The organism is Crocinitomix catalasitica ATCC 23190 (assembly GCF_000621625.1).
Classification (GTDB): domain Bacteria; phylum Bacteroidota; class Bacteroidia; order Flavobacteriales_D; family Crocinitomicaceae; genus Crocinitomix; species Crocinitomix catalasitica.
Genome location: NZ_JHXV01000037.1, coordinates 1 through 21,447 on the forward strand (window position 1 = coordinate 1; position 21,447 = coordinate 21,447).

Here is a 21,447-nt window from a genome sequence, read left to right on the forward strand (position 1 = left end):
CCATAGGCTAACGAAACCTGCGTCCCCTCAGACGAATGGCATGGTAGAAAGAGTAAATAGAACCATTAAGTCTAATACAATTTTAAAACACTCTTATAATTCATACGACCAGATGCATAAAGATCTCTTTAATTTTATGTGTAACTACAATTTATACAGAAGACATGGCTCACTGAGAAAAGAACTTGATGTTAAAACACCAATTCAAGCAATTTATAAATGGTATCAATTAGAACCTGAAATATTTATTGTAGAACCAAAAAAGTTTGAAAATAAACTACTAAATTTACAAGACAAGATTAATCAACTTCCGTTAACAACCTTGTGAAACTTTACATATAGGGACTAATTAAATCTATCAAGGATATTGATGTTATTCACCTTTCATTCAGCTTCACAAAAGCCTAAAAATATAACCTTTATGAAAACTCTTTTCATCATAAGTTCAATACTCTTATTGTCTTTTACATCGTGTAAAAAGGTCGTTACAGAAGTTAATCCTGATTTTATCGGATCCTGGGAAGGTGATGGTGACGGTGGTTATTATTCTATTATAATTGAAGAAGACGGTTATGCCGAATACTATAAATTCAATGGAATTACGGAAGTTAATGTTAACGGCAAAGCGAAAATTAAGAATGATAAACTTAAAATATTGACTAAAAAATTCACCATTACTGAGTTTCCGACAGCCGATCCCACAGCAGGAAGTCCGAATAGATATAGAATGGTTTTAGATGATGTTACTTATTTGTCTTGGAAATAAAAACACGCTTCGGTACTGGTCATGAATTTACGGTTAATCGTGAGGAAATTCTCATCAAACAGAAAGGTCTTTTCAGCACAAAACTTGTTCGAACAATTCCACTCAATGATTTTATTAAAATTGAATTCATACAACCGTTTGATCAAAAAAATCGGTTTAAAACTATTTTTGCCTTTCTGATTAATTTCATCCTTATTTTTACATCTTATCATTTTGATGTACTCAGTAAAAACTACGTATTAATTGAATATAAAGTAGAAGATGAAATTGCGAAAAGTAGTTATTATTCGAATTTTAAGAAAGGAGAATTTGAGCAATTATCCGATTTATTAAATGATCAATTAAATACAATTTAATTTTCGTCTTCCACAAACTCCAAAATATCTCCCGGTTGACAATCCAAAGCCAAACAAATAGCATTTAAAGTAGAAAATCGAATTGCTTTTACTTTTCCTTGTTTAAGAATAGACAAATTGACTGTTGATACTCCAACCATTTCTGAGAGCTCTTTTAGCTTTAACTTTCTTCTGGCAAGTACCACATCTAAGTTGACGATTATTGACATCTATAAAATTATTAAACAGTTAAAGAAGCTTCTATTTCATTGAATAAAACAGAATTGTTACTTTCATTTTTACCCCACGAATAGGATTGAAATAAAGTTGTTGAACAAAAATACATAATCGACTTATCACCATTTGGTTCGAATCTAAGGTATATATTCTCTCCCCAAGATTTAAAAGAAATCTTCGAAATTGCTAGAACTTCCATGGTTTCTTTATTTGTATCAACCAATTTAAACTGTGAATTACTGATGACTTCTATTGCTTTTTCGAACATTAAATCAATAGGAATATCATAGGTATGTTTTGATTCTATTTTTGACGTTAAAAAATTATATTGGCTTGTAAAATATTTTTTAAAAATCAGTGATTTCCGAATTAAAATATTTACTATAAAAAAACCAATAAATAAAAAGAGTACAATAAACTTAATCGGATAATATGGCTTTAAAAGATAAGTGATTCCACCTGCAACAAATCCTATCGCAATAAAAGCGGCAATATGTTTTAAATTTTTCATATAATTAGTTTTACAATTGAATACAAAACTACACAAAATATAACGTAAAACAAATATTAATTAATGTTTATCGTTAATTTATCAATGATAAACAAAATACTTAACACGCTCAACAAACTAAAACCCTACTGTTTTCGCTACTGTCCACACCTACTTATCGGCACTTATTCATTGATAGACAACAAGAAACGTAACTAGAAAATTTAAAAGCTAATATAATGCGTCGAAAGACTGTTTTAAAAGGCGATTATCACGCTAATCGGTGTAACTCTATTCCTCACAAAACTCACAAAATAACCCAGCAATTTCTTTCTTTACCAAACTTCTTACCCCCATCTGATTCCATTTAAATAAGTCACAGAATTCATCCGGATATTTAGCCGCCATATTCCGCATTACTACTCGAATGCGTTTCCACTCTTTAGCGTTATTGTATTCTTGCAAGAAATAACCAAGCACCAAATATTGCGCATATAATTTAGGGAATTGGTTAGGGACTTTCGCAAATTTTGAAAGTAGAATATAGGGCTCTGCGGTATACCCCCATTCTATTAGATATTGACAGATATAATAAGTTTGAGTGACATCAAATTTATACTTCAAAACATCTGCTACTAATTTCGCTGCAGCTGCGTCATAACCTTCTTGTTTGAATTGTGCAGTATGAATTGTTAACAAACTCTCTACCCAAGCTTTTTTCTTTTTACCGCGCATATTGTCGATCGTCTCTCTCGCATCTTTGATTAAAATTCCTTGAAAACCATTAAACAAATTGAACAATAAACCATATTCCAGAAAGTCTGCATCAGTCGCTATCCCACCATTTTCCCTCAACTTATTCATTCTAACAGCATCCACAACTAGATTTTCTGCCCCCAATTCGTAAACCAATTGATACCAATTCAACTTTGCAAAAGCTGGGGTTTCAGGAAACTCAATCTTACTTAATTCGGCTACTACTTCAGCATCTCCTTCGAAAGCCTTATTACCAAGAATTAAGTACAACGGTAGAATTTCTTTTGCATTTCCTTCTTCAATCAAATCCATGATGCGTTCGACTGACAAGCCGTAAGAACCTTCGACCACGGGAATATAATCTCTATAATTTATTTTAACGGTTGAATAACGCGTTTGATCTAATACAGCCGCAATTTCCTCATCATCCTTGTTGTCGTTTGCAAAAAGTCTTAAACTATCGTCAGATGTTTCAGTCACATCGACATAACCCACTGCAACTAATCCCGATTTAAAATCATCAAAATTCTCATAAAACTCCGATTCGAATGGAACATCAGGATAGTACTTTTTAATGTGATTACCGATAATCGCACCTCTTTTTGTAAATAAGCGCTTATTCTCTCGCTCTGTCCCTTCAATTGAGGCGACACCTGTAAAAAAGATAGAAGAAATGTCGTGATCGTTCTGTACGAGACTATCTAAAGATTGAATTAATGGATTAAAAATTAATGCGTTTCCGTCAGTTTGATTCCGTTCGAATGGAATTTTAATCAATAAAGAATCTTCAATTATTAAATTTTTATTTGCGCCAATTTTAGGCAAAGGCAACTTAAAATATTCTTTAGGCTCAAAGTAATCTGGTCGAACAAAAATGATACTTGTCGCTTCGCAAAACCGATTGCGTTTTACCAGGTTTAAATCAACCTGATAAAAAGTATCAACAAACGCTGGCTTCATTCCTACAAACACCTTTACCATTTGATTCGACCAATGCAAATTCTTCAATTTTGTATCTGATTTTCTCACAGTACCAATATGATAACCGCTGTGATATTTGGAATTATGAAAACTTGTTTTACCGCCGCAATCGAATTGCTCGTGATGAATCACATCTACTGCAATTACTCCTTTTGCTGAAAAAACTTGATTGAGGTTATTCTTTTTTAAGTTAACTAAATACTTACCTTTTTTTTTTCGGTAAATCAGTCCTTTCGTATAATGCTTTGTATTGAGATAATAGACAGAATCATTGCTTACGTTATACCAACCAATGATTACCTCATCATTATTTACTTTTTTTTTAACTTGTTTACAATTATAGCATTCCTTTTTGTTATTTGTATAAATAGGACTACCTTCTTGGAATTCATATTTAGATTCAAAAGGTTCGTTCGCAAATACTTCACAAGCATAAATCATCCCATCTTTTATGGTTATTGCATGCGCAATATGTTTAAAATTGGGTTCAATTAAATTTTTATAGTGAGGCTTAGACTTGATCCAAAGATCGATCAATTCCTTGGCCAATTTTTCGTACGTGAGCTTCCCTTTAGACTTATTGATCTCATAGGCCAATGGATAAGAAAGTACATTTTCACCTACTAAATTATGTGCCCCTTTATAATAAACTACGCGGTTATATGGCGAACGTTTAATTTTACTTTTTTGATCGTGACCAATCGCGTCATTTAAAGCCATATAATCAGCGTGATCTTGTGCTGCCAATTCCAATAAATCATCTTGAACCAAGGTATCTAATCGGCGTCTTTTACGCAGGACATTTACCTGATCAAGCATAAGGTCTGTTAATTTTTCCTTATCTAATGCATTAAGATCAATTTTAGTAGCTTGAGCAAAACTTCCGAATTGCGGAACTAGACATAACAATATGACAAGCAAGGCTTGTCTCATGCGGTTTGAAAGATATTTACATGCCAACTATTTTTAACAGCAGTACGCCATTTATTTTCTAAGTCTGCTCTATTATCTATCAAATTATTAAATACAATTGTGTCTTGATTGATTATACCTTGACTATACAAATCTTTAAACTCAGTCATACTCACAATATCAATATGACCTGTTGGATGCTGATAGGCGATTGCAAGTCGATTAAAAAAATCGATATTCAACACTGCTCCAATTGCCTTTATCTTGTGCGTTAAAGAATCGATTGAGCAACCACTTGTTGGACTTTTCGATTCATCTGCTCCGATTGCGATAAACAATTTATCTATCACCTCAAAATCACCATACAGTGCATTCCCGTGTGAAGCCCAGCCATGAATAAACTCTCTTAATTCGTTACGCACGTACTCAATTTCATTTAATGTTAAGAATCGATCAGCTTGGTAAATCCAAGTACGCGAATGTGGCGCTATATTTTTTAAATAAGTCTGCATGTCTTTATATTTTAACGTCTATTCATCACTTGCAACAATATACCCTCTTTCATTGCAAATGGAGAAATAACAATTTTTTTTATGTTTAATTTTTTAATAATCCAGTTAATCTTAACTGCTGCAATAGGCGCCATTATTCTACGAATAGGTATGATTCGTGGATGCAGGTTTCTTTCTGCTAAAGTTGAATTTTTCAATTCGTTAATACTTTGTAACATATCACTCAATTTAAAATCAACAAACTGTGTTTCCGGGTATGGTTGATCGTAAATCATTTCAAAACAAGTTTCAAACGAACCTGAAGCACCGATTAATACTTTTATTTTTTGATCGTTTAAAAAGTCACCTACATGTTGCTCTAAATAATCTTCAATAAATTTTTCATCTTCTTCAGAAATCGGATCAGCAAATTCTCTCAATTGGTAAATTCTAGCCACCCCCATTTCAAAACTTGCAGCCTTTAATACACCGTCTTTATCGGCAATAATCAATTCTGTACTCCCCCCACCAATATCCATTATTAAGCCTCTTTGACTGAAATTATAACCGTGCGCTACACCTTTATAAATCAAATTTGCCTCTTCGTTACCTGATACCACATTAATTGTAATATTCAATTCAGCTTTTACTGCACGTAATAATGCTTTTTGATTTGTAGCATTTCGTATAGCTGAAGTGCCAAAAGCATGAATAGTGTCTACTTCTAATTCAAGACATTTCGTTTTAAATTCACGCAATGTAACCAATGCTCTTTCAAAAGCTTTTTCCGTGATAATATTTTCATTAATTCCACCAAAACCTAAACCAACGCCAGACTTTGTGGTATAAATAGTTTGATAAGCTTTGATAGTCTTTTCAATAACCAATAAATTAAAAGTATTGGTGCCTAAATCTATTATTGCTACTCTAGTATCCAAGTTTAATTTAAAATTTCATCCATTTAATAATTTCCTTCCATGATGCTTTTTTACCATACATCAATATACCTACTCTATAAATTTTAGCTGCCGCCCAAATTGCAAACGCACATGCCAACACTAATAAAGATAAAGAAAGAATCACCTCACCCAATGTAACTGTATTAGACGCTACTCTTTGTAACATAATTATTGGTGATGACAAAGGGATTTGGGAAAACCAAATAGCTGCTGGTCCACCAGGATTACTGATAATAGAAATCGAAATAATGTAAGAGAAAAACAACGGTAACATAACAGGCATCATTACTTGTTGTGTATCCGTTTCGGAATCAACTGCAGATCCAATCATTGCAAATAAACTACCATATAAAACGTATCCACCAATAAAGTAACAGATGAATAAGAACAATAGGCTCAACCAAGGAATACCATTATAAATAAGCATAATTAATTCACTAGATTTTGGCACCTGTGCCATCTCCCCTGAAAGTGCTCCGGCATTCTGCATTTGGTTTAATTGTGCCCAATTTGAAGGATCAAAAACATCTGCAAAGACAAATAATCGCAACATGACTAAGGTAATTGCAATCAGTCCTATCCAAATTAGAAACTGTGTTAGTCCTACCAAACCTACGCCAATTATTTTTCCCATCATTAATTGAGAAGGTTTTATGGACGATACCAAAATCTCAACAACCCGACTGGTTTTCTCTTCAATAACACCACGCATTACTTGACCAGAATAGATCATAATAAACATGAAAATAAAAATTGAAAAGCCCAAACCTACCACTTGAGCAGCTGATGTATCTGCTTGCCCAGAATCAAGACTTAACATACTAAAATCGAATTCTTGTCTGATTTCACGATACTCACTAAGCGACAATCCTTTATCCAAAGCAAAGTATTCCTCCAACCTTAACTCAAGCCTATTTCTGATGTATTTTTCAGTTGTAAGACTTGGTTTCTCACGATAGAATGCACCAATTTTCTTATTCGAAATCACATTGGGACCGATACCTACCATGATGTCATATTCCTCAAATTGAGGTTGAGTTTTAAAATCTTCAGTCAATAAATCGCCCGTATAAAAATAAAATTCTGCGGGAGGATCTGAAATATTACCCACAAACAATTTTTCTTCACACAAATTAGACGGATCAACAACTAAAACTTTAAACTGCTTGTTGTTTTGCAAACTGAACCACATTGCCAAGAATGCTAAAAAAGCAATTAAAAGCGGTACTAAAACCGTGACTACAATGAATGATTTTTTGCGCACACGCGAAAAATATTCTCTTTTGATAATCAAACCAACTTTACTCATTTTCGCCTCCTTCTTTTCCTTGTACTGCTTGAATAAAAATATCATTCATCGTTGGTAACACTTCATTTATTCCTTCAATTTCAACCGCCGGCATAACAGTTTTTAAAAGGTCATTTAAATTGTGATCTTTTAATAATTTAACATGAGCAATTGCTCTATTTTCATCTATTTGTTCTGATTTCTCTAATGAAAAACCTGCGAATAATGCATTTCCGAATGAAAACATATTCCCTTTAAATTGCACAGCGTATGTATTCGATTTAAACTGTTCCTTCACAGATTTTAATTCTCCGTTTAAAACCAATTTTGATTTATTGATCAAAGCGATTGAATCACAAATTTCTTCAACACTGTTCATATTGTGGGTTGACAATAATATTGAAGTTCCTTTCGCTTTCAATTCCATTATTTCATTGCGAATCAATTGTGCATTGATAGGATCAAACCCACTAAAAGGCTCATCTAATATCAACAATTCAGGATCGTGCAAAACAGTGATGATAAACTGAATTTTTTGAGCCATTCCTTTTGACAGCTCTTCCACTTTTTTATCATACCAAGAAGTGATTTCGAATTTCTCAAACCACTCGTCAATTTTTCTTTTCGCTGTTGTTTTGTCTAGACCTTTTAACTGAGCAAAATAAAGTACTTGCTCTTTTACCTTCATCTTCTTGTACAGGCCCCTTTCTTCAGGTAAATAACCAATTTTACTTATATCCGCTCTGGTAATTTGTTTACCCTCTAGTAAAACACGACCAGAATCAGGACCCGTAATTTGGTTAATAATCCGAATTAAACTGGTCTTTCCAGCTCCGTTTGGACCTAAAAGGCCAAAGATTTCACCTTTTTTAGTAGAAATTGAAATATCATCTAAAGCAACATGACCAGCATATTGTTTAGATATATTTTCAACTGTTAATAGACTCATGCACAATTAGATTAGAGATTGTCAGTTACTCATTACTCTCAAAGGATAAAAAAGTATGCCCTAAGAAGCGATAAGCATCTACTAAATTAGTACATTTTTAATTTCTTTCCTTGTTTTTCTAATGTTATTACAACAAAATTAAAATCCCAATTTCACAGTAGATTCGTTCAGTACATTTTGTTATAAGCACTACGTATTTTTTTTGTTTTTAAAACTCTTTATTATTCAAACCAACCAATTCTTCTGGCGTAAGAGAAAGACCAAACAATAACATATCATCCGTTTGTTCTATTTTAAAATCAGAGGTCCAAACTTTAAAAAATGTTTCAACCTCTTCTAATTGACGCGGCATAGACAATGACAATTGATTGTTTTTATTTAAGAAGTTTGCTATATTTTTTTGCATGATTTTCTTATTCTTGACGCCTCCAAATTGATCACAAATGCCATCAGTATACAAATACAAATTCATTTGATTATTGACTTCAACGACATCCGTTCTAAAATCTACTTCAAAATCAAGTATTGATTCGCCTATCGACTTTTTAACTCCTTTAATAATTGTAACATCATCCTCCTCCGCTTTAAAAACAAATAATGACCTTCTAGCTCCAGAAAACAATAGATTGGACTTCTCAGGATCTAAAACGATTATACCGACATCCATTCCTTCTCTAATTCCTTTATCTGTAACTGACAATGCTTCATCAACATAATCATCAACTTGATGTAATATTTCACTCGGATCATCCAGTTGAAAATTTAAAATGGCATTATCCAAAGCCGCAAAACAAACGGCCGTTACTAGTGCTCCAGGCACACCGTGCCCGGTACAGTCAGCAATTGCTAGAAATATTTTGTTTCGAATAGATTTGACATAATAAAAATCACCACTAACAATATCTTTAGGTTTGAAGTATATAAAGTAATCACGAAAGATACTGTCTAAATATTTTTTTTCTGGCAATAAAGCTTTTTGGATACGTAACGCATAGTTTATACTGTCCATTATACTGTTATTCTTCTCCTCAACAAGTTCATTGGCCATTTTTAACTGTTGAATATTTTGCATTATAAACATGTACAGATTATTCTCCCCTTGATGCCCTTCAATTGGGTCAGCAGATAATTCAAACCAATGTTTTTCATCAGATTTGACAAACTGAACTTCAACATTCAAAGATTTTGAATTTTTAATACAATTATGGATTTTTTCTTGAACACCTTTATTTTCATCCTCGTCGATAAAGTATTCAATAAAATTCTGACCAATAATTTCTTCAAAGGCTATTCCAAACTCATCTAACAATGCCGAATTTACCCATGTAATAGTGGATGACAAATCAGTAATCAACACTGGAGACCTAGTCCTTTTTGCGATTAAAGAAATTTGATTAGATTTAATTTCATTTAACTTTTGCGCTGTTATATCTACAATTACCTGAACATATTCTTCCTCTCCATGCAAATTTTTTATAGCTGTAGAACTCAATAATATCCATACTAAGGAACCATCTTTTCTGTAGTGAGCAATCTCATGTGGCACATTCCGCTCTAATCCCCCTTCAAACAATGCTGCAAATTGCGCATTAAAAAAAGTAGGAATCATAAATAATTCAACAGCCTTATTTCCTATAATTTCTTCTTCTGTATATCCGAAAATTTCGCAAAAACTTTCATTACACCATAACATTTTCCCATCTTTCGCAACTATTGTAATTCCTGCGTTCAGCGCCTTTGTTACCAAAGAAAGTTTTTGATGTTCGAGAACACGTTCAACTTCGTCTGTTTTATTAGTACCGATTGCAAACAAAAACTTCTCTCCAACAACATTAAAATCCCATTTAACAAAAACTTGCTCTGTTAATCTATTCTCCATGAACTCTTCATAAATACCAGATGAACCATCTACGATGATTCGCTTACGAATTCCTAATTTACGGTCCTTTATTTTTTCTTCGGAATATCCTCCCAATTTCCAAAACGAATCATTATCTGTTAAGTTGAATTCCTTTTTCATCGCTGGATTAATAAAAATCACCTCCCCTGACCGATCGAATACGATCAAATACTTATCAAACTTAACGAGCATTATCTCTGCCATTCTCAACATCCAAATACGAAATGCTTTAAAGATAAATGCAAACCCAATAAATATGAATGCAAAAAAAATGGAGATAACATAACTCATATGTTTCCCTATTGACCAATCTACCCAATAGAGACTAATTAGGAAAGCAAGACCAACAAAAACACAGAAGGTTTTGATCAATCTTGTCCGATCAAACAAGAACGAAATACTTAGAATACCTATTAATAGCTCTAAGCTTAAAATTAAATTAAAATCCTGACTCACAATTCTGTAAATAGTATAAACACCCCAAATTAAAGCGGAAACAATCATTGTATTGGCCGCACTTTTAGTTTTAATTTTTTTGCTAATTAATAAAAAGGCAAAAAGTAAATTGAAACCGATTAAAACGCTTAAATAATTCCAACTAACAATATAAAACCCTAGATACCAACCAATAAAAACCTCAAAACCTACTGAAATACCTGCAAAAGTAAGACACAAAACGACTAGCCGTCTCTTAAAATCAAGGATCGCAGTAAAAAGGTGGAGATTTTTCCAGTCTATTGAAATCATAAGTATAGGTTAACCTCAACAATATATTATATATATAGATAAGAAAAACCTGAACGACTACTTATTTTGATATTTTTTCGACAAATAGGACTTTATCCTCTTTTATTTGAATATTTAGCCAAACGAAAAGGCGGAAAACAAACAAAATCTTATTGGATAAACAAGAATGTTTTACACTAAAACGGATAGTTCTTGTTGCACATTGTTATCCCACAACATTTTATAATGTCCCACATTCTCAAGTGAAACTATTCTTGAACGTTCAGATTTTGCTTGAATCGCTATTGAATTTTTAAAATCTAAGACTTTATCATGTTTGTCGTGAATCAAAATCAATTCTGAATAATCAATTTGAGGAACCAATTTATCGACTTGCAAGGCGGTAAGTTTCTGACCTAAAATATCCTCCGCCAATCCGCCCAAAAGTTGATAAACTTTAGCATTTAACCCTACAATTCGTTGGAATTCTTCAAAAATTGCCTCCATGCTATTAGGACTTGATAACAGCACCAATTTATCAATTTTTATATTTGAGTTTGCTAAGGTATAAGCTGTAACAGCCGAACCGAACGAATGGCTATAGACTGAAAAAGGCTGCTGGGGATTTATTGTATCAATTAATGTTTTGAAGGCATGTTTACAAATAAAAATATTGGTTTTATTAGAAGGGGAAAAAGCATGCCCTGGTAAATTAAATAGTATAACCCTTTTTCCTGACTTCTCAAGTTCGAACGCGATTTTAGAGAGACTTCCTGCATTAGAATCAATGCCGTGTACCAAGAATGCAATTTCTTTATTCTCTGCCCCCAATTCGTAACAATCAATTGTTTCATCTAGGCTGAATATTGTAAAATGACGTGCTTTCTCAAACAACTCCATTTCCCTTGGTCGTATATTCTTTTTACGAACAGTTTGAAACATTGTAAATGCTCTTTTTGCTACGTAATTCGGCGCAATTACTCCTAGAACTTTAAAGTGAAATCTAATTAATTGTAATTTCATTCTTAGTGGCTATTAATTTCTAATTCCGTTTTTACTAAGTTGTCAATATGATCCATCATATCATTGATATAGGATTCGTCATTCATTGTTGCAGTCATAAACATGGCTCCTTCAATCGACGCAAAAATTCGTTTGGCGTATGTAACAGCATTGATATCTGATTTAATGGTGCCTTGGTCTTGCCCTAATACAATCATTTTTTGAATGTAGTATTGCAACCTTTCAATTACTTCTTGAACCTTGTGTAATAGATTATCATTTTGGTGATTTGCATCAACGCCAATATTAATAATTGGACACCCGCCAATTGCAATGGTATGCATGCGGTATTTTCTGTAAAAATTGAATAGGGCGTAAAGTTGACCGACGCCATCTGTGATATCAGCAAGATCAGCCTTAATCTTCTCTACAACAACATCAACATTGAATTCGAACGCTGCGAAGGCGATATCTTCTTTGTTCTTAAAATTTCCGTAAATAGCCCCTTTGGTTAATCCTGTTGCTTTTGTCAAGTGTGACAGACTCGTACCGTAATAACCATTTTTATTAAAAATTGGTGCTACGGTTTCAACAATAAAATCAGTTGTTAATGCTGCTTTCCCTTTCATTCATGCAAAGATAAATAAAATATACCGATTGGTATAATTTATGGATGGTATTTTTTATTGGAATTCAGACAGTTCTAACCAACGCATTTCTTTATTATCAATAGCGTCACCTATTTCACCCAATCGAATTGAAATTTTACTTGCCTCGTCACCTGAGCATTCTCCAGTACTTAATTTCTCTGTCAATTGATCTCGTTCTGCAGTAAGTTTCTCTAATTCTTGCTCGATATTATCAAATTCAACTTGTTCTTTATAAGATAATTTACGTTTTGGCTTGTCCTCAACAACAATTTTTGGCGCAACCACTTCTGGTTTTTTAGCTTTTTTATCAAGTTGTTTCTGTTCTGACGCTTCCTCCTTTAAATATTCACGATAAGCAGTGTAATTTCCTATGATATCTTTCACTTCTCCTTCACCTTGGAAGTAGAAAGTATGATCAACTAATTTATCTAAGAAATATCTATCATGCGATACAATAATCAAACAGCCTTTAAAAGTCAATAAATACTCTTCAAGTACACTTAATATAAAGATGTCTAAGTCATTTGTCGGCTCATCCAGAATTAAGAAATTTGGATTTTTCATCAGAATCGTCATCAAATAAAGCCGTTTCTTTTCACCCCCACTTAATTTGTCAACATCCATAAAGTGCATTGATCTCGGAAATAAAAACTTCTCCAAAAACTGTGCAGCAGACATCTTTCTGCCTTTATTCAAAGGAATATACTCGGCAATATCTGTAATTACTTCTTTTACTTTCTTTCCTTCCTTAAAGTTGGCTCCACTTTGATTATAATACCCCATCACAATCGTATCGCCAACTACTACCTTTCCTTTAGAAGGTGGCTCTGTGCCAATCAACATATTCAAAAAAGTAGATTTCCCAGTACCATTGGCACCAACAATTCCTAACTTTTCTCCGGCTTTAAAGCCATAATCTAAATTATTAATGATCTTTTTATCATCGAACCATTTACCAACATTGTGTAATTCAACAATTTTAGAACCCAAACGATTCATTTGAATCTCAATCTCTAATTCGTCTTTATTGATTCTTTGATTCGCGGTATCTTGCAATCCGTCAAAAGCATCAACTCTTGCTTTCTGTTTTGTACCTCGAGCTTTTGGCTGTCTTCTAATCCAATCTAATTCAGTTCGCATTAAATTCTGCGCCTTATTGATTGTTGCTTGTAATTGTTCTTGACGTTCCGCTTTCTTCTCTAAATAATAAGAGAAATTACCTGAGTATTTATAAATCTGTTGATCTTCTAATTCTAAAATGGTATTACAGACAACTTCTAGGAAGTATCTATCGTGCGTTACCATTATAATGGCTGATTTAGACTTAGTTAAATAAACCTCTAACCATTCAATCATATCCAAATCCAAGTGATTGGTTGGCTCATCAAGAATCATCAGATCCGGTTCATTAATTAGAATCTTTGCCAATGCAACACGTTTCTTTTGTCCACCAGATAATTCTCCAATTTTCTGTTGTGGATCTTCAATTTTCAATTGAGAAAGAATGGTATTTACCTTTACATCGTAATCCCAAGCATTCACACTATTCATCAGTTCAAAAGCATCCTCCATTGCATCAGAATCCTCTATATTCTTTAATGCTTTATTGTATGCTTTAATCGCCTGTGCTTCTCTGGTATCTGCTTTTAAAACCTCATCAAAGATGAGTTGATCTGGATTAAATTTTTCAGCTTGTTCTAGATAATCAACACGAATATCTTTTCGGTATACTATTCGACCACTATCTTCAGTTCCATCACCACATAAAATTTTGAGCAAAGTAGATTTTCCACTACCGTTTTTAGCAACTAACGCTACTTTATCTCCTTTGTCAATACCAAAAGTAAGGTCTTCGAATATGATTCGTTCCCCAAAACTTTTGGTTAAATTTTCTACTGATAAATAGTTCATGTTATCTTAAACGGTCTAAAGATTTAATTAAATTCTCATCTCTTTTAATTCCACGAATGGCAAGAATGAGTAATGGGATAGTTGGAATCAACAAAAAGAAACCAATTTCCATAAAAAAGGTAACCGTAATGTTTTGAGCATCTAAATTCGACAAATATTCAACAACATAAGGTTTACCCAAGTAATAAAACAAATAAATTGCAACAACTACAAGCAGGTGTAAAACCAGACTAATTCTAGTCATCATCAATTGGCGTTTTCTGTTTTTATAGAAAAGTAGTCCCATTAATGAGAATAAAGCCAAGGAAATGATAACCCCATAAAAAGGAAATAAACCAGCAACGGTTTCTTCACTTTCAATCCCATTAGCACCAAAAACTGCCAATTTTGTCGATTCTAATTCAGGAACGAAAATTTCGATTGAAAATATTGGAAACACCAATAATAAGGCCATACAAATAAACGCCAATAGCAAATAAATTGTTTGAATACGTTGTAACATACTGTAATTTTTGTACAAATATACTACGATTGTTTTGTCTTACGTCAAGTAAATATTAAAGAATCTAGTAAGACACTTTATTACTTAAAAACTCCACTAATTTTCGAACGGCAATACCGCGGTGAGATATGCTATTTTTATCTTCCATTGACATTTCTGAAAAAGTTGAATCAAATCCATCTGGTTTGAAAATAGGATCATACCCAAATCCTTCCATACCTGACTTTTCTTCGATTATTGTGCCGTTAACAACACCTTCAAAAGTGTGGTTTTCTCCATTAAGAATTAACGAAATAACCGTTTTAAAACGCGCTTTTCTATTCGAATTACCTTTCAGTTTCTTTAAAACCAAGTCCATATTATCGTTGCTATCTCTCTGCGGACCGGCATATCGAGCTGAAAACACACCAGGCTCGCCATTTAAAACATCAATTTCAAGACCAGTATCATCGGCAAAACAATTGACTTTATAATGCTCGAAAACATAATCGGATTTTTGTTTTGCGTTCCCTTCTAGAGTTGGCGCAGTCTCCGGAACATCCTCATTGCAACCAATTTCCTGCAAAGTTTTTATGGCGATAGTTTTTGGCACTAAAGCTTGAATTTCTTTAGCCTTATTTATGTTTTGTGTTGCGAATATAAGTTCCATAAGTCGTCAAAATTAACCTTATTCTTTTCAATAAGCAACCATGCATCAGTTTGATTATATTTGCAGAAACAACAGTTTAACTACAATGCTTCGTGATTTAATTAAAGAAGGGGGGCTATACACCATAGCAAATTTACTTACCAAAGGGGTGAGTTTATTGCTAATACCGTTCTATTCTGAATATTTTACACAAGCTGAATATGGTATTTTGGCTATGCTTGGAATATTCGGAGCATTAGGAGCTGCTATTTTTTCATTTCAAATCTATCAAGGAGTTGGTAGATACATCTCAGAAAAAGGAGTTACGTTACAAGAACAACAACGTATTGGGTCCACTGGTTTTTGGTTTACGCTACTAACTTATTCTATTTTTTTAATAATTGGTTTTACGCTCAAAGATCAAGTTATCAAATTCTTATCTGAAGAAGAGACTATCAAAACAAGCACCTATATTTTAAGTCTTTTAGCGATTTTTGTATATGGATTATTTAATGCTTTAGGTGTACAATTGAAGTTCTTGCGTCAAACTAAAGCCTACTCACTTACCATGTTCTTACAGGCAATATTAAACATTGCTTTAATTTTGTTTTTAGCATTGGTCATGGACATGAGGATTGATAGTGTATATATGGCCTCATTAATCATTACGCCTTTAATAATGTTACTCCAGCTTTATTATTTGAGAGATTATATAATTTTATACATCGGTAGAATTGAATTGAAGAAACTTGTCGCTTTTAGTACACCAATGATTCCAGCGGCGCTTGCCTACCTAATACTCAATTTTACCGATCGCGTATTCATTAAAGAAATGACCTACTCTTTGGCGGAAGTCGGTATATACGATATGGCGTTCAAATTTTCATCAATTCTATCAATTGTCATCATGTCTTTTCAATCTGCTTTGGCGCCAATAATATTTGAGAAACATGCTGAAGATGACACCCAAAATCAATTGGGAAGAATTTTTAGATTATTTATTGCTGTTGGTACAATGGGTACATTATTATTAGCGTTTTTTTCCTATGAGACGCTGTATATATTTACCCAACCGAATTATTATTCTGCAAGTATTTTAATGCCGATATTCTATCTATCTGTTATTATTAGTGGTATTGGATTATTCTCTCCCGGTTTGCATATCATGAACAAAACTAAATACTATCCTTTCATCGTAATTTTTGCAGGAATTGTGAATATAATTTTAAACTATTTATTGATTCCAATATTCGGATTATTAGGTGCTGCAATCGCAACTTTAATAAGTGTTTTAGTCAATAATATAATACTTTTTATTGTATCCCAAAAATTATACCCATTACCATTTCCAAAAGATAAATCACTAATTGTATTGTCTGTATTTATCCCTTTATTTATGATAGGAAGTTATATAGACCAGTTTATAGCCATCAACTATGTTCTACTTTTCTTCTTTAAAATTGTATTATTGTTTTCGTACCTTTGGTTTTTGATTCAATTCAATTTCATTAATTTGTCTCAAATTACCAATCGAATATTTAGAAAAAAATAAATTAATTTTTCCCATCCCAGCGGAGACAGTAAATGATATTCTACTTTAAAATTCTACGTAACTTATGAGCGAACTAATTTCAATAATTGTTCCTGTTTATAATACTGAATTGTACCTTGAAGAAACAATTCAGTCTGTATTGCGTCAAACTTACCAAAACTGGGAATTATTAATGGTAGATGATGGATCAACAGATGATTCAGCAAGTATTTGTAAAGCATTTACAAAGCAAGATCCACGCATTCATTATTTATATAAAACAAATGGAGGACAAGCTTCAGCTCGAAATTTAGGCATCAAAAAAAGTAAAGGGGACTGGTTGGCCTTTTTAGATTCGGACGACCTTTGGACTGAAGAAAAACTAAGCAGTCAAATCGAAGAGGTAAAAAAATACAAGCCCGATTTTTTATATGGTTTAGGTTATTTCTATACCCCAGAAAAAGAACCTGTTTTAGAAGCTTATGATTGGGTTTCAGGAGAAATGATAGGCATTGACTTCTTCAACATTCTTTATCATTCTTGCTCAGTTAACACCAATACAGTACTTTTCAACAAACAGTTAATACAGAAAGTTGGTTATTTTAATGAGAGTCAGATAATGAGAGGAACAGAAGATTGGGACTATTGGATGAGAATTGCGCTATCTGTCAACAAAGTTTATGGATCTCCAAACCGACATGTTTATTATAGAATTCATCCAGGAGGCATCCACCATCAACATATTAGTCGTTTAAGAGGAAAAGTTGCTATTTACAGCCAATATGACAACCATATAAGTATACATCGCTTGCATCGTTTGCGTGAATATAGATATACCTACAGAGAGCTTCTAAAATTTTTATACGAAAAACAAAAATTTGATCAAATTAAATCAGAAATGACCAATTTTGCGAAAAAAGATCCTTTTGGTATTGGGACGCTAAAACAACGCATATTAATAAAAATATTACCTATTCCTACATTTATGTGGGTTAGTCAAAAAATAATTTATCGCATTTCATATCGTTTAGAATCGGTATCTTATCTTTTATTTTTACGTTGAAAAAAATGAACATTCTACATATCGTCCCTTGGTTTCCAAATCCAGACAATAAAATTGAAGGCGTTTTTATTGCAAAACATATAAAATCGTTAGCTCCTCATTGCAAGAATTCTATTTTACATGTACGTCCAGGCAAATATTCCAAATCTGAAACAAATTTAAATTACGAAGGAAATAATTTAACGAGAATTACAGTTAAGCCAATCATTAATAAGTGGAGAATCAAAGAAATTTATCTCGCCAAAAACATACGAAATTTTCTCAAAGAATTCGGAAGTAATTTCGATCTTGTAAATTTTTACATTGCCTATCCAAATGCGATTAACATCGAGAAATTTAAATCCGAATTTAAATCAATAAAGTTTTGTATTTCTGAGCAATGGTCAGCATATCACGAAAATTTCAACTTAGCTGAAAACAACAAAGGTAGGTTACGTATTGCAAATATTTTTAAACATAATATCCCAATAAATGTTGTTTCGAATGCGCTTGGACAAGACATCCGAAAATTTTCGAATCAACCAGAACTGGAATACAATATTATTCCGAATATTGTTGATCATACGCACTTTAATTTTACAGCTAAAGTTGAAAATGAACAGTTTACTTTCTGTTCAATCAATTCATGGAGCACACTAAAAAATCCAATTCTTTTAATTGATGCGTTTCATTTACTTTATAAAAAATCACCAAATATTTCTTTAATACTTGCGGGATCAGGCCAGCTAGACGAAACAATATTGAACCATGTAAACGAACTTGGCCTAACCAATCAAATCAAAATTAAAGGTCGTATTAATAAAGAAGAAGTCGCTAGTTTATTAAAATCTACAAATGTTTATTGTCAATCATCCAATTATGAAACCTTTTCAGCAATTTGCGCTGAAGCTTTGGCTTGCGGAACTCCTGTTATCGCAACTAATATTGGAGGATTAAAAGATTTTGTAAATCCTGACAATGGCATATTAGTTGACGAAATGACTCCAAAAAATTGGTCGGAGCAGATGAACAAAATAATGGAACAATATGATGCCTTCAACAAAGAAGCCATTGCAGAGGAAATTGCTCAAAAATACAATGCTACTGAGGTCGGCAATATTTTCTTTAAAGCACTATCCCAAGACTTAAATTTATGACGTATCATCAAAAAAAAATACTAATTATTGTTGGGACACGCCCAAATTTTATTAAAATAACTCAGTTCAAGACACAAATAAAAAAATACCCTCATTTGCAATTAAAAATTGCCCATACCGGTCAACATTATGATCATCAAATGAGCACTGTTTTTTTTGAAGAACTCGGAACAATTCCTGATTATTTTTTGAATATACCACAAGTCAAATCAGACGAACAAATTCAACTGATGAAAGTTGAAATTGAACAGTTGATCACGGAAAAGTATCAACCTGATTTAATGATTGTCCCTGGAGACGTGAATTCTACCCTTGCAGCCGCCGAAGTTGCCGTAAAAATGAATATTCCACTTGCCCATATTGAGAGTGGTCTTCGATCTTTTGACAACGACATGCCTGAGGAATTTAATCGTAAAATCACAGACTCACTTGCGAAGTATTTATTTGTCACTGAAGAATCTGGGATTAAAAATTTAGCAAATGAAATGAATCCTGGAAATATCTATCATGTCGGAAATACAATGATCGATACAATTTATCATTTTGATACAAAAATTGAATCCTCCGCAATTAAAAGTACTTATCAAATAGCAGACGAATTCGCTGCAATGACTTTTCATAGACCGTCAAACGTAGATCAAAAAGAATCGCTTCAAAAAATTATTGAAATAATTTCTATGATGGCTGCTTCAATTCAAGTTGTCATTCCACTTCATCCAAGAAGTAAAAAAGCTTTAGAGAAATTCGATTTACTTCCGAGTCTCTTGGCGATTGAAAATATAATAATAACAGATCCATTAGGATATTTCGACTTTCAGTACCTCATCAAAAAAGCAAAATATATTTTAACGGACAGTGGTGGAATTCAAGAGGAGGCTACTTACAGAGGCGTACCTTGTTTAACGATCCGAGAAAATACAGAACGACCAGCAACTATTGAAATTGGCACAAATGAACTGGTTCCACTTAATTTTGATATTATTGCCAAACATATTAAAGATATCAACCACGGAAAATTCAAAAAAGGTGAAAAACCGTATCTTTGGGATGGAAAAGCGACTGAAAGAATTGTTCATATTATCGCAACGGAAATATTAGCTAAATAACTGTGAAAAATAAAAAAATTCTACTGATTTCTCCTGAACCATGGGGTGAAAATTTCGTTTCCAAGCATCATTATGCGAATTATTTATCGTTGAATAATGAGGTTTATTTTTTAAACCCACCGACTACATTTAGTAAAATACCATTCGCATCCATGGGTTTTAGATCGAATAAAATACATAATAATTTAACCCAGATAGATTATCTGAATTTAGTCCCAAAACTAAACGATTTACCGACAAAAATACAAGATAGAATTTATAAAATTCAAGCTAAAAAAATTCAAAAGCACTTAAAAATTGACAACTTTGACTTGGTTTGGACATTTGACCCAAATCGATTTTTTCAACAGTCAGTTTGGGAAGCGGGTAAAAGAATTTATCATACGGTTGATGTACATTCTGGAAAGTCTCGTGAAGAAGTCCTTGCAAAAACATCAGATTTAGTTTTATTATCATCCGCATTATTGCGTGAAAGATTAAATAACTATAATTCCAACATAGTAAAAACTGGGCATGCTGCTGACATCATCAATTTTGAGAAACATAAGCATGCTCAAATGGAATTACCTGGTCAAAACACTATAAAAGCTGGTCTAATATCTAACTTTAACGGGAACGTTGATTATGATTTAATAGAATTAATTGCTGATTTCAATCCAAACATAGACTTTATTTTTGTAGGTCCTTTTGAAACGAATAATTTAGGGAAAACACCTCTAACCATTCAAAAAAGAGTTGCAGAACTTAAAAAAAGAAAGAATGTTTATTTTGTCGGTGCACAACCAGCTCAAGAATTAATAAAATGGATGAATTCGTTTGATATAAATTTAGTTTTGTACAGAGAAGACAAAAGAGATATAATAATTAATCCGCATAAAATGATGGGTTATTTTTATGCGGGAAACATTACCATTTCGTCTTGGTTTAATGAATATAAGGAAAGGAAAGACGAATTATTGTTAATGACAAATAACAATGAAGAACTCCCCGAATTAATAAAAAAAACTAGCTTAGATTTAAAACATTGGAATCGAGCAGAAGCGAAGGAATTTCGAAGACAATTTGCCATTGATAATAGTTATCAAAATAAAATAAATCAAATCGCAAAAATACTTTATAACTAAAGTT

General features: G+C 32.7%; 21 protein-coding genes. 8 read left to right on the forward strand and 13 right to left on the reverse strand.

All coding sequences use genetic code 11. The features are described from left to right. The 3 genes from T367_RS22830 to T367_RS0116755 form a co-directional block, all read left to right on the forward strand. On the forward strand, window positions 1-328 hold a 328-nt coding region (locus tag T367_RS22830; RefSeq protein ID WP_157454261.1), incomplete at its 5' end, for an integrase core domain-containing protein. A gap of 93 nt (window positions 329-421) precedes the next feature. Next, the gene (locus T367_RS0116750; protein WP_157454284.1) at window positions 422-766 is read left to right on the forward strand and encodes a hypothetical protein; all 345 of its coding nucleotides are present in this window, start codon (window positions 422-424) and stop codon (window positions 764-766) included. After that, a complete protein-coding gene (locus T367_RS0116755; RefSeq protein WP_027420888.1) occupies window positions 757-1,122 on the forward strand; it encodes a hypothetical protein in 366 nt (121 codons plus the stop codon). The genes T367_RS0116750 and T367_RS0116755 overlap by 10 nt, the downstream gene beginning before the upstream one ends. Here the strand turns inward: T367_RS0116755 and T367_RS0116760 are convergent. The 13 genes from T367_RS0116760 to T367_RS0116820 all read right to left on the reverse strand — a co-directional run bounded on the left by T367_RS0116760 (window position 1,119) and on the right by T367_RS0116820 (window position 15,504). After that, window positions 1,119-1,331, reverse strand: a complete 213-nt coding sequence (locus T367_RS0116760; RefSeq protein WP_027420889.1) for a helix-turn-helix domain-containing protein — start codon at window positions 1,329-1,331, stop codon at window positions 1,119-1,121. The genes T367_RS0116755 and T367_RS0116760 overlap by 4 nt on opposite strands. 11 nt (window positions 1,332-1,342) lie before the next feature. Further along, the gene (locus T367_RS0116765; RefSeq protein ID WP_027420890.1) at window positions 1,343-1,849 is read right to left on the reverse strand and encodes a hypothetical protein; all 507 of its coding nucleotides are present in this window, start codon (window positions 1,847-1,849) and stop codon (window positions 1,343-1,345) included. 270 nt (window positions 1,850-2,119) lie between these two features. After that, window positions 2,120-4,498 carry a CAP domain-containing protein gene (locus T367_RS0116770; RefSeq protein ID WP_027420891.1) on the reverse strand — a complete coding sequence of 793 codons (2,379 nt, stop codon included), beginning with the start codon at window positions 4,496-4,498 and terminating at the stop codon, window positions 2,120-2,122. Next, entirely contained in the window at window positions 4,495-4,989 is a 495-nt protein-coding gene (locus T367_RS0116775; protein WP_051568628.1) for a hypothetical protein, read from the reverse strand. Before T367_RS0116775 ends, T367_RS0116770 begins: the two co-directional genes overlap by 4 nt. 11 nt (window positions 4,990-5,000) lie before the next feature. Beyond that, entirely contained in the window at window positions 5,001-5,906 is a 906-nt protein-coding gene (locus tag T367_RS0116780) for a Ppx/GppA phosphatase family protein (protein WP_027420893.1), read from the reverse strand. Window positions 5,907-5,913: 7 nt separating this feature from the next. Beyond that, the gene (locus tag T367_RS0116785) at window positions 5,914-7,281 is read right to left on the reverse strand and encodes an ABC transporter permease (RefSeq protein ID WP_084274466.1); all 1,368 of its coding nucleotides are present in this window, start codon (window positions 7,279-7,281) and stop codon (window positions 5,914-5,916) included. After that, window positions 7,229-8,164 (reverse strand): ABC transporter ATP-binding protein, encoded by a 936-nt coding sequence (locus tag T367_RS0116790; protein ID WP_027420895.1) that lies wholly within the window; start codon window positions 8,162-8,164, stop codon window positions 7,229-7,231. The genes T367_RS0116785 and T367_RS0116790 overlap by 53 nt, the downstream gene beginning before the upstream one ends. 208 nt (window positions 8,165-8,372) lie before the next feature. Continuing rightward, window positions 8,373-10,811 carry a SpoIIE family protein phosphatase gene (locus T367_RS0116795; RefSeq protein WP_084274467.1) on the reverse strand — a complete coding sequence of 813 codons (2,439 nt, stop codon included), beginning with the start codon at window positions 10,809-10,811 and terminating at the stop codon, window positions 8,373-8,375. A gap of 171 nt (window positions 10,812-10,982) precedes the next feature. Next, window positions 10,983-11,813, reverse strand: coding sequence for an alpha/beta fold hydrolase (locus T367_RS0116800; RefSeq protein ID WP_027420897.1), 831 nt, complete (start codon window positions 11,811-11,813; stop codon window positions 10,983-10,985). Between the two features lie 2 nt (window positions 11,814-11,815). Beyond that, a complete protein-coding gene (locus tag T367_RS0116805; protein WP_027420898.1) occupies window positions 11,816-12,421 on the reverse strand; it encodes a TetR/AcrR family transcriptional regulator in 606 nt (201 codons plus the stop codon). A 54-nt stretch (window positions 12,422-12,475) separates the two neighbouring features. Then, the gene (locus T367_RS0116810; protein WP_027420899.1) at window positions 12,476-14,353 is read right to left on the reverse strand and encodes an ABC-F family ATP-binding cassette domain-containing protein; all 1,878 of its coding nucleotides are present in this window, start codon (window positions 14,351-14,353) and stop codon (window positions 12,476-12,478) included. 1 nt (window position 14,354) lies between these two features. Continuing rightward, window positions 14,355-14,855, reverse strand: a complete 501-nt coding sequence (locus tag T367_RS0116815) for a DUF4293 domain-containing protein (RefSeq protein ID WP_027420900.1) — start codon at window positions 14,853-14,855, stop codon at window positions 14,355-14,357. A gap of 64 nt (window positions 14,856-14,919) precedes the next feature. Then, window positions 14,920-15,504, reverse strand: coding sequence for a non-canonical purine NTP diphosphatase (locus T367_RS0116820; protein ID WP_027420901.1), 585 nt, complete (start codon window positions 15,502-15,504; stop codon window positions 14,920-14,922). A 40-nt stretch (window positions 15,505-15,544) separates the two neighbouring features. Here T367_RS0116820 and T367_RS0116825 point away from each other — a divergent pair, with 40 nt between their 5' ends. The 5 genes from T367_RS0116825 to T367_RS0116845 all read left to right on the forward strand — a co-directional run bounded on the left by T367_RS0116825 (window position 15,545) and on the right by T367_RS0116845 (window position 21,443). Then, window positions 15,545-17,035 carry an oligosaccharide flippase family protein gene (locus tag T367_RS0116825; RefSeq protein ID WP_084274468.1) on the forward strand — a complete coding sequence of 497 codons (1,491 nt, stop codon included), beginning with the start codon at window positions 15,545-15,547 and terminating at the stop codon, window positions 17,033-17,035. A 64-nt stretch (window positions 17,036-17,099) separates the two neighbouring features. Next, on the forward strand, window positions 17,100-18,077 hold the full coding sequence (locus T367_RS24190; protein ID WP_051568629.1) for a glycosyltransferase family 2 protein: 978 nt from the start codon (window positions 17,100-17,102) through the stop codon (window positions 18,075-18,077). A 5-nt stretch (window positions 18,078-18,082) separates the two neighbouring features. Further along, on the forward strand, window positions 18,083-19,213 hold the full coding sequence (locus T367_RS0116835) for a glycosyltransferase (RefSeq protein WP_027420903.1): 1,131 nt from the start codon (window positions 18,083-18,085) through the stop codon (window positions 19,211-19,213). Further along, window positions 19,210-20,319 (forward strand): non-hydrolyzing UDP-N-acetylglucosamine 2-epimerase, encoded by a 1,110-nt coding sequence (wecB, locus tag T367_RS0116840; protein ID WP_027420904.1) that lies wholly within the window; start codon window positions 19,210-19,212, stop codon window positions 20,317-20,319. The genes T367_RS0116835 and wecB overlap by 4 nt, the downstream gene beginning before the upstream one ends. A 2-nt stretch (window positions 20,320-20,321) precedes the next feature. Beyond that, complete coding sequence (locus tag T367_RS0116845) at window positions 20,322-21,443, forward strand: glycosyltransferase family protein (protein WP_027420905.1); 1,122 nt, start codon at window positions 20,322-20,324, stop codon at window positions 21,441-21,443. Window positions 21,444-21,447 lie beyond the last annotated feature (4 nt).